The organism is Arsenicicoccus sp. UBA6765, assembly GCF_002453335.1.
Lineage (GTDB): Bacteria > Actinomycetota > Actinomycetes > Actinomycetales > Dermatophilaceae > Arsenicicoccus > Arsenicicoccus bolidensis.
Window position 1 is genome coordinate 1 of the sequence record NZ_DKGR01000031.1, and the last position, 12,644, is coordinate 12,644.

Here is a 12,644-nt window from a genome sequence, read left to right on the forward strand (position 1 = left end):
CACCGCAGCGCCTGCCACTTCCCCGAGGTCCTCGTGGCCACGGGCGCCGAGGTCGACTCGGACCTGCCAGGCGGCACGAGCAGCGGTGACGGCGCCACCCGGGCCTCCGAGGGGCAGGGTGGGCTCGGCGGGCTGCTGCACAAGGTCGCCGACAAGGTGGGCCTGGGCGACGACGCGGACGACCCCAACCGGCAGTCCGCCCGCACGTTCAAGCCACGCACCGGTGACAGCGACAGCGTCGCCGACGCGCGCGCGGCCGCGGACAACGCCAACAGGCAGCAGGGCTGGTAGCGGCCCCTGCTCGCCATGAGCCCCGGCTCACCATGATCGTGAGGGTTTGGTCCAAGAATCGTGGACCAGACCCTCACGATCTGTGGGGTCGGGGGTCGGGGGTCGGGGGCCGGGGGTCGCGGGTCGGGGGGTCAGGGTCGGGTCATGGACGGGATCAGGGAGGAAGCCGTGCGCACCATCGCGACGCGAGCGGAGCTGAGCGCCATCGCTGGTCCGCACGACCGCTTCGCCCGGTATGCCGTCCCCGCCCACCTCGACGGTGGGTGGGTGCTCGGTGGCGCGGTGGCGTTCGTGCGGCGCAGCCACTCCGGTCGCCGCAACCTCGCGACGTGGGGCCCTCGCGAGGACCTCGGGCGGCTCCTGGACCGGCTGATCGCCGAGGGCGTGCTGGCGGTGACCCTGGATCACGTGTCCGTGGAGCAGCAGCACGCGGACGTGCTCACCGAGAGGATCGGCACGGCCGACGGCTCGGCCTGGGACTGGATGGCCACGGTCGTCCCTCCCCCGCCGACCGATGCCGAGGCTCGGGTCGTCCCCCTCGACGACCTCGCGGACGCCGCCGAGCTGCAGGACCTCGCCGATCGGGAGAACCCGCTGTCCGAGGGCTACCCGGGCACGGGGCGCAGCGAGCGCTGGGTCGGTGTGCGCGACGACCGGGGTCGGATCGTGGCGTGCGCGGCGGTCCACCGGCTCTCGTCCGGGGCCGCCCACCTGTCGGGCATCATCGTGGCCTCCAGCCATCGTGGGCAGGGCCTCGGCCGGGCCACGACGGCGGTCCTGACCCGCGACCTCCTGCGCACGGAACCGGTCGTGACCCTGGGCATGTATGCCGACAACGTGGTCGCCCGCAGCCTCTACCACTCCATGGGCTATGTCACCGACAAGGCCTGGTGGAGCTGCAGCGTGCTCGCCCCCGACGGATCCGGCGCGGGCCGCGAGTCCGCCTGCAGCTGACCCGCCCCCGGTAAAGGCATCGACCGGCCGTCGTTCGCCAGGCTGATGCCTTTACCCGCGGCGGGTCTGCGAGTCCGAGGTCAGAGGACGCCGTGCCAGCGCAGCACGCGCTCCAGGCCGGCCACGCCCGCGGCATACGGCTTGTGCACCGCCCGGATCCCGGCGGCCCGGGCCCCGACGACGTTGGGCCACGTGTCGTCGACGAACAGCACGCGGTCCCGCTGGACGCGCAGGTCGCGGACGATGTGGTCGAAGTAGGCCGGGTCCGGCTTCTTGACCCCGAGCTCGTAGGAGTAGTAGCCGCCGTCGAGCTCGTCGTAGAGCTTGCCGCCGCGCATGATCTCCGCTCGCATCCACTGCTGGTTGGTCGCGAGATAGCACCGCACGCCCCGCGCCTGCACCTGCCGGACGAGCTCGAGCGCCGACTCCTCGGCGGTGATCTCGGACCACGCCCCGAAGAACTGGTCGGGGGTGATGGCCGACCCGTCCTCGCGGAGCATCTGGGCGACCGCCTCGGGGAAGCCCTCGCGGCGGCGGCCGTCGAGGAACGGCGCCTCGACCTCGAGCAGGCGCTCGATCCCGGGCCAGGTGGGATCGCCGAGGATGGCGGAGGCCCACCTCCTCGGCATGTACTGCAGCACGCCGTCGGCGTCGAGCAGCAGGACCTCGATGGGGTTGCCCTGCGGCATACGGCTCAGGACTCCTTGGGCGCGACGGCGGACGTGTCCAGCGAGGCCTTGTCGAACGCGGCCTTGTCGGACGCGGGCTTCTTGACGGCGTCGATCCCGGCCTCCTTGCGCTGCTCCGGCGTGATGGGGGCGGGCGCGTCGGTCAGCGGGTCGTAGCCGCCACCCGACTTGGGGAAGGCGATGACGTCGCGGATCGAGTCGTAGCCGCCGAGCAGCATGACGATCCGGTCCCAGCCGAAGGCGATGCCGCCGTGCGGCGGTGCGCCGTAGGCGAAGGCGTCGAGCAGGAAGCCGAACTTCTCCTGCGCCTCCTCCTGTGACAGGCCCATGACCTTGAAGACCCGCTCCTGCACGTCGCGACGGTGGATACGGATGGACCCGCCGCCGAGCTCGTTGCCGTTGCAGACCATGTCGTAGGCGTAGGCGAGCGCCGGGCCGGGGTCGGTGTCGAAGGTGTCGAGGAACTCGGCCTTGGGCGAGGTGAACGCGTGGTGCACCGCGGTCCAGGCTCCTCCGCCGACGGCGACGTCACCGGCGGCCTCGGCGTCCGCGGTCGGCTCGAACAGGGGCGCGTCGTTGACCCACAGGAAGCTCCAGGCCGACTCGTCGATCAGGTCGCAGCGCCGCCCGATCTCCAGGCGCGCGGCCCCGAGCAGGGCACGGGAGGACTTGGTGGCCCCCGCGGCGAAGAAGATGCAGTCGCCGGGCTGGGCGCCGACGTGCGCGGCCAGGCCCGCCCGCTCGGTGTCGGTGAGGTTCTTGGCGACCGGTCCGCCCAGCTCGCCGTCCGCGCCGACGAGGACGTAGGCGAGCCCGCGCGCACCGCGCTGCTTGGCCCACTCCTGCCAGGCGTCGAGCTGCTTGCGGGGCTGCGAGGCGCCACCGGGCATGACGACGGCGCCGACATACTCCGCCTGGAACACGCGGAAGGTGGTGTCGGAGAAGAACTCCGTGCACTCGACCAGCTCGTTGCCGAAGCGCATGTCGGGCTTGTCCGAGCCGAACCGCCGCATCGCCTCGGCGTAGGTCATGCGGGGGAAGGGCGTGGGCAGGTCGACGCCGATGAGCGCCCAGATCTCCTTGGCGAGCGCCTCGCCGAGCTCGAGGACGTCCTCCTCCTGCACGAAGCTCATCTCGATGTCGAGCTGGGTGAACTCCGGCTGGCGGTCGGCGCGGAAGTCCTCGTCGCGGTAGCAGCGGGCGATCTGGTAGTAGCGCTCCATGCCGGCGACCATGAGCAGCTGCTTGAACAGCTGGGGCGACTGGGGCAGGGCATACCAGCTGCCGGGGGCGAGGCGGGCGGGCACGAGGAAGTCGCGGGCACCCTCGGGGGTCGAGCGCGTCAGCGTCGGCGTCTCGATCTCGACGAAGTCGCGCTCGTCGAGCACGCGGCGGGCCGCGGCCGACACCTTGGAGCGCAGGCGCAGCGCGGCACCGGCGGACCTCCCGGGGCGGCGCAGGTCGAGGTAGCGGTGCTTGAGGCGCGCCTCCTCGCCGACGGTGACGCGCTCGTCGATCTGGAACGGCAGCGGCGCAGAGGGGTTGAGCACCTCGATCTCGCCGGCCACGACCTCGATCTCGCCGGTGGGCAGGTCGGTGTTGGCGTTGCCCTCGGGCCGCTCGCGCACCTCGCCGACGATCTTGACGACGTACTCGTTGCGCAGCTCGTGCGCGTCCCCCGCCGCCAGGACCTCGTCACGGACGACGACCTGGGCGACGCCGCTCGCGTCGCGCAGATCCAGGAACGCCACTCCACCGTGATCGCGCCGACGGGCGACCCAGCCCGTGAGCGTGACGGTCTGTCCGGAGTGGCTGGCACGCAGGGTGCCCGCCTCGTGGGTACGAAGCACGATGGTTCCTGTTCTGTGTGGCTGGGCGCCGCGGGTCGGCGCGCCCTCGCCATCCTACGGACTCACCCCTCCCCCGCTAAACGACAATGGGCCGTATGCCGACCGCGCCCCCAGCCATCAGCCCCACCGTCCTGCGCCGCACGGTGCTGCTCGTGGCCGCCCTCAACCTCGCATACTTCTTCGTGGAGGCGGGGGTGGCGCTGGCGATCGGGTCGGTCTCGCTGATCGCGGACTCCGTCGACTTCCTCGAGGACACGGTGGTCAACCTGCTCATCGCCCTGGCGCTCGGCTGGTCGCTGCGCGCCCGGTCGCGCGCGGGCAAGGTCATGGCGGCGATCATCTGCGTGCCGGCGCTGGCCGCGGCGTGGGAGGCGTTCTCGAAGTTCCGCCACCCCGAGGCACCCGACGTCGCGCTGCTGGTGGTGACCGCAGGTGGTGCCGTGCTCGTCAACGGGCTGTGCACCTGGGTCCTCGCCCGGCACCGGCACGCGGGCGGGTCGATGACGGCGGCGGCCTTCCTCGCCGCGCGCAACGACGTGCTGGTCAACGCGGCGATCATCCTGATGGGTCTGGTGACCGCGTGGACCGGCTCCGGCTGGCCGGACGTGGTGCTGGGCGTGGTGATCATCGCGGTCAACGTGACGGCGGCGCACGAGGTGTGGGAGGTCGCCGAGGACGAGCGGGTCGCCGCCAAGGCCCTGGCCGGGGAGGAGATCGGCGACTGACCGGACGCGCCACCCGACGTCCGACCGGTGCCACGATCGGTCGACCACGTCTCCTGCAGACGCCAGAGCGGGGCCCGAGGATCTCCTCGGGCCCCGCTCTGCTGTCCCCCGGACGCCCCGGCCGGTCAGGCGGCCGTAGCGTCGGCCCCGGGTCGGCGGGCCGCCCGGTCCAGGGCCACCGACAGGCCGAGCGCGACCAGCAGGATGGCGCTCGCGGCCCAGACCGCTGCGGAGGCGGCGTGGGCGAAGGTCGCCGGGTCGGCCCCGAAGGCGCCGCCGCGCCCGCTCGTGCCGAGGAAGGTCGACAGCATCAGGCCGCCGAGGGCGCTGCCGAGCGCCGAGCCGAGCTGGCGCACGGTGCTCTGGGTGGCCGAGCCCGCGCCGGACGAGGCCGGTGGCACGTCGCGCAGGGTGGTGGAGGTGAGCTGGGCGGACGCGAGCCCAAGGCCCAGGCCGTAGGGCACGAGGCACGCGGCCACGACCCAGGCCGACGCGCTGGCCCCCACCGCGAGGGCGGTCGCGGCGGCGCCGAGGACCTCCAGCGCGAGGCCGAGGACGACGACCCGGGTGGGGCCCATCCGGGCGGAGAGGTGCCGCGCGGAGGCACCGGAGAGGAAGGCCCCGACGGCCATCGCGGCAAGCACGAGGCCGGCCTGCATCATGGTCAGCCGCAGGGCGGTGACCAGGAAGAGCGGCAGGACGAAGACCAGGGCGAACTCGCCGGCGGCGACCAGGGTGGCGGTGAGGTTGCCGAGGGCGAAGCTGGGGAGGCGGAAGAGGCCCACGTCGAGCACGGTCACGTGGCCGCGCGCCCGCTGACGGGCCTCGCGCAGGACGAAGGCGGCGACGAGGAGCAGGCCCAGGAGGATGGCGACGGGGGCCGCGGAGACCGTCGCCGTGGTGGGCCAGGTGAGGCCGAGGAGGTGCAGCGGCTGCTTGGGTGTCCACCAGCCGAGGTCGCTGCCCTCGATGATGCCGAACACCGTGAGCCCGAAGCCGGCGGCGCTGAGCACGGTCCCGAGGAGGTCGATGCCGTGGTCGAGCTCGTCGGAACGCGTCTCGTCGACCAGGATGGAGGTCCCGACGATCACCGCGAGGCCTACGGGCACGTTGACCCAGAAGATCCACGGCCAGCTGGCGACGTCGGTGAGCCAGCCGCCGAGCAGCGGGCCGATCGCGGCCGCGCCCGACATCACCGCGCCCCAGATGCCGAAGGCGGCGGGCCGGTCCGGTCCGCGAAAGGTCGCGCTGACCGTGGACAGGGTGGCGGGCAGCACCATGGCCCCGCCGACGCCCTGCACGGCGCGGGCGACGAGGAGGGCGGTGACGCTGCCCGCGCCTGCCGCCAGGACGCTGCCGGCGAGGAAGAGGACGAGCCCGACGAGCAGCAGGCGGCGGCGTCCGTGCCGGTCGCCGGCCCGTCCCATGACGAGCAGGAGGGCGGCGAAGACGACCGAGTAGAGCGAGTTGACCCACTGGGCGTCGGTCAGGTCCAGGTGGAGCCCTTGGACGATCTGCGGCAGGGCCACGCCGACGATCGTGCCGTCGAGCACGATCATCCCGAGGGCCACGGCGAGGACCCACAGCCCGCGCCACTGCCGGCGGGTCGCCCGCGCCGGTGCTACGTCGTTCATCGTCATACCTCACAGCCTTGGGGACGGGGTGTCGCCATCAAGGATCAGGATATGCTTGGAGACACCATGTCGGCAAGTTGGCGACATGGTGTCTCGGACAGGAGGTCCCGTGCCCAAGATCGATGCCCCCTCGGTGGCCGAGCACCGCGCCCAGGTGCAGCAGCGGCTCGTCGACGCCGCCGAGAAGCTCCTGCTCGAGTCGCCCGACAGCCCCCTCACCGCCGGATCCGTCAGCTCGGCCGCCGGCATCGCGCGCAACAGCATCTACCGCTACGTCGACACCGTCGACGACCTGCGGGCCCTGGTGGTGGACCGCTACCTGCCCGGGTGGGTCGCCGCGGTCCACGACGGGCTCGCCCAGACCCCGCCCGACGAGCAGGTGGCCGCGTGGGTGCGGGTCAACCTCGAGCAGTCCTCGACCGTGGGCCACCAGTGGCTCGCGAGCGCCGGCGGCACGAGCACCCCCTCCCCCACCGTCGAGGCGGTGGCGGCGCGGGCGCACGACGGGGTGCTCGCCCCGCTGGTCGACGCCTGGCGCGGCCTGCTGGACGACGCGGACGAGGTGCGTATGGCGGTGGCGCTCACCACCGGCCTGCTGGACGCGGGCTTCCGCCAGCTGGACGCCGGCCTGCCCGAGGACGTGGTCGTGCGGTGCACGGTCGCGGCCGCGCGCGCCCTGACCCAGAGCCTGCCCCGAGCCTGACCAGCCGTCGCCCCCCTCGCGGAGGAGCCCGGGCGCCCCCGGCGCCCGCTCAGTCGGGGAAGTCGCCGTCCACGTAGACCCAGCGGCCCAGCACCTGCCGGAAGCTGCTGATCTCGTGCAGCACCTGGCGCCGTCCGGCCACGACCGAGGTGGCGCGGTACTCCACCTGGTCGCCCTCGGCGCGCAGCACCTCCAGGCCCGCCCAGGAGCGGTCACCGTCGAGGCGCAGGTCGGCCGGGCGGGTCGTGGGGTCCCACGTCTGCAGCAGGTAGTCCCCGTCGCCCACCGCGAAGGCCGAGTAGCGCGAGCGCATCAGCTCCTCCGGGGTGGCCGCGGCCCGACGGCCCAGGTGCAGTGGCCGGCAGCAGTCCTCGTAGGGGCGCCCCGAGCCGCAGGGGCACTCCCCGAGAGCGGGCGGGCGCGCGACCCCGAAGGCGGACCCGCTCATCGGGCCCCCGGCCGCGGCCGGTCCGGCCAGGCGTCACCCACCGGTCGCAGGGTGCGCCACCCCGCGTCGCGGGCCGCGCAGGCGGCGAGCAGGCCCAGGGCGGTGGAGGGGTTGTGCACCCGGCCGGCGAGGACCGCGTCGCGCGCCTCGTCCAGGGCGACCCAGGCGGTCGGCATACCGGCCTCCTCGGCGGTGCGCTCGTGGCGCTCCTCCGGGGCGACCAGGGACAGGTCGCGCGCGAGGTAGATGCGGATCGCCTCGTCGCTGCCGCCGGGCGTCGTCCAGTAGTCCACCAGCACGTCCCAGCACTCGGCACGCAGGTCCGCCTCCTCCAGGAGCTCGCGGCGTGCGGCGTCGGCCGGATCCTCCCCCGCCACGTCGAGCAGACCGGCCGGGATCTCCCACGCCAGGGCCCCCACCGGGACGCGGTACTGCTGGACCAGGGCGACGCGCTCGTCGGCGTCCAGGGCCACCACGGCCACCGCACCCGGGTGTCGGAGGTACTCCCGCTCCACCTCCCCGGCCTCGCCCAGGTCGACCCGCTCGCTGACCAGGTCGAAGACCCGCCCCTCGTGCAGGACCCGGGAGGCCACTACCGGTCGAGGCTCCCGCCGGTCCTGCAGCTCCGTGCCGGCGATCCTCGGCTCGCCGCGGAAGTCCTTGTCGCCCATCAGGTCTCAGGCCCGGTCCGAAGCGAAACGACGGGGCGCGGAGGCCGCGACCTCGATCCCGCGGGCCTCCAGGGCCGCGCCGACCAGGCCGGCGAAGAGCGGGTGCGCGCGGTGCGGACGGCTCTTGAACTCCGGGTGCGCCTGGGTGGCGACGTAGTAGGGGTGGACCTCGCGCGGGAGCTCGACGAACTCCACAAGGGAGCCGTCGGGCGAGGTGCCGGAGAAGACGAGCCCGGCCTCCTCGAGCTGCGCGCGGTAGGCGTTGTTGACCTCGTAGCGGTGCCGGTGGCGCTCGCTGGCCTTGGTCGTGGCGTACGCCCCGGCCACCACGGAGCCCTTGGCGAGCTTGGCGGGGTAGGCGCCCAGGCGCATCGTGCCGCCGAGGTCGCCCGCGCCCTCGACGAAGGCCTTCTGCTCGGCCATCGTCGCGATGACGGGGGCCGGGGTCTCGGGGTCGAACTCGGAGGACGAGGCGCCCTCGATGCCGGCGACGTTGCGCGCGTGCTCGATCACCATGCACTGCAGCCCGAGGCAGATGCCCAGCGTCGGGACCTTGTGCTCTCGGGCCCAGCGCAGCGCGCCAAGCTTGCCCTCGATCCCGCGCACGCCGAAGCCCCCGGGCACGAGCACCGCGTCGACCCCGCCGAGCGCCTGCTGGGCACCCTCGGGGGTCTCGCAGGTGTCGGAGGCCACCCAGCGGATGGCGACGCGGGCGTCGTGGTGGAAGCCGCCGGCGCGCAGCGCTTCCGTCACCGACAGGTAGGCGTCGGGCAGGTCGATGTACTTGCCGACGAGCGCGATCTCCACCTCGTGAGCAGGCTCGTGGACGCGGCGCAGCAGCTGGTCCCAGTCCTTCCAGCTCACGTCGCGGAACTTCAGCCCGAGCCGGCGGATGACATAGGCGTCGAGCTGCTCGCGGTGGACGACCTTGGGGATGTCATAGATGGAGGGGGCGTCGACGCAGGCGCACACGCCCTCGGCGTCGACGTCGCACATGAGCGAGATCTTCTTCTTGATGCCCTCGGGGATCTCGCGGTCGGCCCGCAGCACCAGTCCGTCGGGCTGGATGCCGACCTGGCGCAGCGCGGCGACGGAGTGCTGCGTGGGCTTGGTCTTGAGCTCTCCGCTGGGGGCGAGGTAGGGCACGAGCGACACGTGGAGGAAGAAGCTGCTGTCGCGGCCGATCTCGTGGCGGACCTGGCGGGCGGCCTCGAGGAAGGGCAGCGACTCGATGTCGCCGACGGTCCCGCCGATCTCGGTGATGATGATGTCCGGCGCGTCCTTGCCCAGCGTCGCGGGCTCGCGCATCCGGTCCTTGATCTCGTTGGTGATGTGCGGGATCACCTGGACCGTGTCGCCGAGGTACTCCCCGCGACGCTCCTTGGCCAGCACGTTGTTGTAGACCTGGCCGGTCGTGACGTTGGCGCGCCCGACGAGGTTGACGTCGAGGAAGCGCTCGTAGTGACCGATGTCCAGGTCGGTCTCGGCCCCGTCCTCGGTGACGAAGACCTCGCCGTGCTGGAAGGGGTTCATCGTGCCGGGGTCGACGTTGATGTAGGGGTCGAGCTTCTGCATCGTCACGCGCAGACCACGAGCGCGGAGCAGATGTCCGAGGCTGGAGGCCGTGAGCCCCTTGCCGAGCGAAGAGGCAACGCCTCCGGTCACGAAGATGTGCTTGGTGTCCACCACGGAGTTCGATGGTACGTCATCATTCCGTGACCTCGGGACGACAGGCCGTATGACGACCGCCGGCGTCTCAGCGGCGGGTGTCCTCGACGCACAGGGAGTACTGCGACAGGGCGGCGTCGATCGCGTCGTCCTGCGTGGGCAGCGCCTCGGCCCGGGCCAGGGCACGCGCCCGCAGGTCCTCGCGCTCGGCGGGGTCCTGCGCCACGCGCGCCACCGCGTCCGCGAGCGCCTCGGCGTCGCCGACGGGGACCAGCACGCCGGCCGACCCGACCACCGCCGCGGTGCCGCCCGCGTCGGTCGCGACGATGGCGGCGCCGGCCTCCAGCGCCTCCTGCAGGGCCAGCGGCTGCCCCTCCCAGTTGGCGGAGCTGACGACGAGGTCGGCGGCGGCGAGCAGGTCCGGCACGTCGCGGCGGTCACCGAGCAGCCGCACGGGCAGGTCGCGCTCGGCGATGTCGGTCTCGAGGTCGTGCCGCATCGGGCCCTCGCCGGCGATGACGAAGCGGATCCCGCTGTCCTTGAGCCGGGCGGCCGCGTCGAGCAGGACGGGCAGGCCCTTCTGCGTGGTGAGGCGGGCCACGACGACGGCCAGGGTGGTGCCGTCGTCGACGCCCAGCTGCTGCCGCACGGTGGCCCGGTCGGTGCGCGCCCCGGAGAACGCGGGCGCCGGGATGACGGCGTGCTCGACGCGGCGGGCGCCGAGCTCGCGCTGGCGCTCCTCGAGGTCACGGCTGACCGTGAGGACCAGGTCGGCCTTGCTGGCGACGAGCCGGTCGAGGGTGTTGTAGACCCCGCCGAGCCAGGAGCTGTCGGGCGTGGCGTTGTGCAGGGTCACGATCAGCGGGGCCAGGTGGCCGGTGCGGGCCAGGGAGCACAGGGCCCCGGCGCGGAGCCCGTGCGCGTGGACGACGTCCGCGCCGTCGATGAGGGCCCGCAGCGTCTGGTGGGCGCGCAGGTCGTTGGCGGGGTGCGGCCGGTCCGAGATGGGCAGGTGGACGACGCGGGCGCCGGTGGAGCTGTAGTCGAACAGCTCGTCGGCCGACTGCGGGCACCCGACCATCACGTCGTGCCCACGGGCGACGAGACCCTGGACGAGTCCGTGGACGTGCCGCCCCATGCCGCCGGAGCTCGTACCCATGACCAGGAGGATGCGCATGGCAGTAGTTCACCACGAACGGGGATCAACCGCCCCGACGAACCGCCCCCCGGACAGCGCCGACGAGCGACCGCACGCCCGCGCGATCGGTGACGGCGGCGACACCCACCCAGACGGCGAGCGCGACCGCCCCGCTCGCGAGACCGAGGGCGACGTGCCCGGCGATGTGCCCGGCGCCCGAGGCGCTCGAGTCGGGCCACCAGCCGGCGACGAGCCGCCCGGCGACGCCGGCCAGCGGTATGGCGAGGACGGCTCCGGCCACCCCCCTGGACAGCCCGGCGGTGGCCCCGGTCCCCCAGGCCTGACGCACGGCCACGAGCAGCCCCAGCCCCGCCAGCGTCATCCCGATGCTGCTCGCCACCCCGAGGGCGGTGATCGTGGACGCCGCGGTCGCGTCCCCGGCGGTGAGGGCGAACGGCACGAGAGCCGCCACGGCCCACCCGGCCGCCGCCCAGCCGGCGGCGACGGACGGGCGCCCACGGACGTAGAGCGCGCGGGTCAGGAGCGCGACCAGGCCGTAGCCGAGCAGCCCCGGCGCGAACGCGGTCAGGCCGAGGTCGACGGTGGTCACGAGGTCGGGCCCCTGGCCGTGGTGCCGGCCGGCGTCGATGGCGGCGAAGAACCGCCCGACCGCGGGTGCGGCCGCCACGAGGACGGCGGCCCCGAGCGAGCCCGACAGCGCCACCACGCGCACCGAGCGCGACAGGCGGGCGGAGACCTCGGGAGCGACCGGCGCGCGCTCTCCCCCACCCTGCGTCAGCGAGGGGAACACCGCCGTCGCCACCGGCACGGCGAGCACGGCGTAGGGCAGGACGTAGACCGCCTGGACGTACTGGTAGACGTTGAGCACGCCCGTCCCGCCGCGGTGGTCGGCGATCCACACGGTCGCCAGCACGGCGGCCTGCTGGGCGAGCAGGGCGACGATCCCGGCGGCGGCGAGCCGGCGCACCCGGCGCCCCGCACCGTCGGGCAGCCGCAGGGTCGGGCGCAGCCGAGCACCGCTGCGCCACAAGGGGATCAGCAGCGGCAGGCTCAGCGTCACCACCCCGAGCGTCGTGCCGCCCGCGAGCGCCACCAGGGCCCCGTCCGGCAGCGTCGCGCCCGTGGCGCCGGGGGGCGCCATACGGCCGTAGGCGACGTAGGCGCCGATGACGACGAGGCTGGACAGCAGGGGGACGAGGGCGGGCCAGGCGAACCGCCGGCGGGCCTGCAGGGCTCCCGCCGCGACGACGCCGATGCCGTAGAGCGGGATCTGCGGGGCGAACCACCACAGCATCCGCGTGGCCAGCTCCCGCTGCAACGCGCACGCCTCGTCCGGCAGCAGGAAGCCCGCGACGGGATCCGCCACGAGGGCCAGGACGACGGCGAGGGGCACCAGGATCACGCAGGCCCAGCCCAGCAGGGCCGAGACGACCTGGTCGGCGCGCTCGTGGTCGTCGTCCGCGAGGTAGCCGGCCACGACGGGCACCGCGACCGCCGCCAGGGCTCCCCCGGCGGCGACCTCGTAGAGGACGTTGGGCACGGTGTTGGCGGCGGAGTAGGCCGTGCCGACGCACCCCGCCCCGACCTGGCCGGAGAAGGTCAGCCACCGGCCGAACCCCACGATCCGCGCCAGCAGGGTCAGGACGGCGATCAGTCCGCTGGCCGCCGCGATCCCCCGCACCGCGCGGGCGCTCACGTGGCGCGGCCCCACGCGTCGACGGCGCGCAGCACCGGGCTCGCCTCGATCACAGCGGTGAAGCTCACCCGCTCGCTGGCCAGCACCAGACCGGTCAGTATGGCGAGCGCCGCGGCCCTCCCGGGGAGCCGGCACCCGGCGACCACCGCCGTGCCG

The 12,644-nt window shown here is 73.8% G+C and carries 12 protein-coding genes; 4 read left to right on the forward strand and 8 right to left on the reverse strand.

What is annotated here, in order from left to right:
* Positions 1 to 291: hypothetical protein (locus tag B4K29_RS08765; RefSeq protein ID WP_286967078.1), on the forward strand; the 291-nt coding region annotated here is incomplete at its 5' end.
* A gap of 144 nt (positions 292 to 435) precedes the next feature.
* Positions 436 to 1,245: a GNAT family N-acetyltransferase gene (locus B4K29_RS08770; protein ID WP_286967080.1), complete on the forward strand. Its 810-nt coding sequence runs from the start codon at positions 436 to 438 to the stop codon at positions 1,243 to 1,245.
* Positions 1,246 to 1,325: 80 nt separating this feature from the next.
* Here the strand turns inward: B4K29_RS08770 and B4K29_RS08775 are convergent, their stop codons facing one another.
* Together B4K29_RS08775 and aspS are read right to left on the reverse strand one after the other, a co-directional pair.
* Complete coding sequence (locus B4K29_RS08775) at positions 1,326 to 1,934, reverse strand: HAD family hydrolase (RefSeq protein ID WP_239265878.1); 609 nt, start codon at positions 1,932 to 1,934, stop codon at positions 1,326 to 1,328.
* Positions 1,935 to 1,939: 5 nt separating this feature from the next.
* Positions 1,940 to 3,784 carry an aspartate--tRNA ligase gene (aspS, locus tag B4K29_RS08780; protein WP_286967081.1) on the reverse strand — a complete coding sequence of 615 codons (1,845 nt, stop codon included), beginning with the start codon at positions 3,782 to 3,784 and terminating at the stop codon, positions 1,940 to 1,942.
* A 95-nt stretch (positions 3,785 to 3,879) separates the two neighbouring features.
* Between aspS and B4K29_RS08785 the strand changes: the two genes are divergently transcribed.
* Positions 3,880 to 4,509 carry a cation transporter gene (locus B4K29_RS08785; RefSeq protein WP_286967082.1) on the forward strand — a complete coding sequence of 210 codons (630 nt, stop codon included), beginning with the start codon at positions 3,880 to 3,882 and terminating at the stop codon, positions 4,507 to 4,509.
* A gap of 125 nt (positions 4,510 to 4,634) precedes the next feature.
* Here B4K29_RS08785 and B4K29_RS08790 read toward each other — a convergent pair whose 3' ends face one another.
* Positions 4,635 to 6,149, reverse strand: coding sequence for an MFS transporter (locus tag B4K29_RS08790; RefSeq protein ID WP_286967083.1), 1,515 nt, complete (start codon positions 6,147 to 6,149; stop codon positions 4,635 to 4,637).
* A 103-nt stretch (positions 6,150 to 6,252) separates the two neighbouring features.
* Between B4K29_RS08790 and B4K29_RS08795 the strand changes: the two genes are divergently transcribed.
* On the forward strand, positions 6,253 to 6,846 hold the full coding sequence (locus tag B4K29_RS08795) for a TetR/AcrR family transcriptional regulator (RefSeq protein ID WP_286967084.1): 594 nt from the start codon (positions 6,253 to 6,255) through the stop codon (positions 6,844 to 6,846).
* 49 nt (positions 6,847 to 6,895) lie between these two features.
* Here the strand turns inward: B4K29_RS08795 and B4K29_RS08800 are convergent, their stop codons facing one another.
* The 5 genes from B4K29_RS08800 to murJ all read right to left on the reverse strand — a co-directional run bounded on the left by B4K29_RS08800 (position 6,896) and on the right by murJ (position 12,488).
* Positions 6,896 to 7,294 carry a YchJ family protein gene (locus B4K29_RS08800; RefSeq protein ID WP_286967085.1) on the reverse strand — a complete coding sequence of 133 codons (399 nt, stop codon included), beginning with the start codon at positions 7,292 to 7,294 and terminating at the stop codon, positions 6,896 to 6,898.
* Entirely contained in the window at positions 7,291 to 7,965 is a 675-nt protein-coding gene (locus B4K29_RS08805; protein ID WP_286967086.1) for an NUDIX domain-containing protein, read from the reverse strand. Before B4K29_RS08805 ends, B4K29_RS08800 begins: the two co-directional genes overlap by 4 nt.
* 6 nt (positions 7,966 to 7,971) lie before the next feature.
* Positions 7,972 to 9,654: a CTP synthase gene (locus tag B4K29_RS08810; protein WP_286967088.1), complete on the reverse strand. Its 1,683-nt coding sequence runs from the start codon at positions 9,652 to 9,654 to the stop codon at positions 7,972 to 7,974.
* A gap of 67 nt (positions 9,655 to 9,721) precedes the next feature.
* A complete protein-coding gene (locus tag B4K29_RS08815; RefSeq protein ID WP_286960971.1) occupies positions 9,722 to 10,810 on the reverse strand; it encodes a glycosyltransferase in 1,089 nt (362 codons plus the stop codon).
* Between the two features lie 25 nt (positions 10,811 to 10,835).
* Positions 10,836 to 12,488 (reverse strand): murein biosynthesis integral membrane protein MurJ, encoded by a 1,653-nt coding sequence (gene murJ / locus B4K29_RS08820; RefSeq protein ID WP_286967089.1) that lies wholly within the window; start codon positions 12,486 to 12,488, stop codon positions 10,836 to 10,838.
* Between the last annotated feature and the right edge of the window lie 156 nt (positions 12,489 to 12,644).

Coding starts and splice junctions, on each gene's coding strand:
- B4K29_RS08770 (WP_286967080.1), top strand. CDS start 436: ATGGACGGGATCAGGGAGGAAGCCGTGCGCACCATCGCGACGCGAGCG.
- B4K29_RS08775 (WP_239265878.1), bottom strand. CDS start 1,934: ATGCCGCAGGGCAACCCCATCGAGGTCCTGCTGCTCGACGCCGACGGC.
- B4K29_RS08785 (WP_286967082.1), top strand. CDS start 3,880: ATGCCGACCGCGCCCCCAGCCATCAGCCCCACCGTCCTGCGCCGCACG.
- B4K29_RS08790 (WP_286967083.1), bottom strand. CDS start 6,149: ATGACGATGAACGACGTAGCACCGGCGCGGGCGACCCGCCGGCAGTGG.
- B4K29_RS08800 (WP_286967085.1), bottom strand. CDS start 7,294: ATGAGCGGGTCCGCCTTCGGGGTCGCGCGCCCGCCCGCTCTCGGGGAG.
- B4K29_RS08805 (WP_286967086.1), bottom strand. CDS start 7,965: ATGGGCGACAAGGACTTCCGCGGCGAGCCGAGGATCGCCGGCACGGAG.
- B4K29_RS08815 (WP_286960971.1), bottom strand. CDS start 10,810: ATGCGCATCCTCCTGGTCATGGGTACGAGCTCCGGCGGCATGGGGCGG.